The sequence below is a fragment of the Pseudomonas sp. 2822-17 genome, from assembly GCF_002742485.1.
Lineage (GTDB): Bacteria > Pseudomonadota > Gammaproteobacteria > Pseudomonadales > Pseudomonadaceae > Aquipseudomonas > Aquipseudomonas cyclaminis.
Window position 1 is genome coordinate 1 of the sequence record NZ_LJRZ01000634.1, and the last position, 288, is coordinate 288.

Consider the following 288-nt stretch of genomic DNA (forward strand, 5'->3'; position numbering starts at 1 on the left):
ACTAATGGTCGTATATCTATCAATAGTTGGGAAAGTTGTTATTTGAGAGCCGAGATTCGTGAAAGTGAGCTTCAGTTCTACTTCTCTGAGACAGGAGATGAATGGACTGCAATTGGTCCCGTTTTAGATGCTTCAAGAATTTCAGATGAGCACGCAGACCAATTTGTTGATGGGTACATCCTAGATCAAGGATTTACTGGTGCATTTATTGGAATGTGTGTACAGGACTTAACAGGTCAAAAGAACTATGCTGATTTTGAGTACTTTTTATATGAGGAAGAGTAATGG

Annotated in this window: 1 pseudogene; it reads left to right on the forward strand. The window is 38.9% G+C overall.

What is annotated here, in order from left to right:
- Nucleotides 1-285 (forward strand): annotated as a pseudogene (locus AOA60_RS32755) (hypothetical protein); the annotation flags it as partial.
- Nucleotides 286-288: the final 3 nt, after the last annotated feature.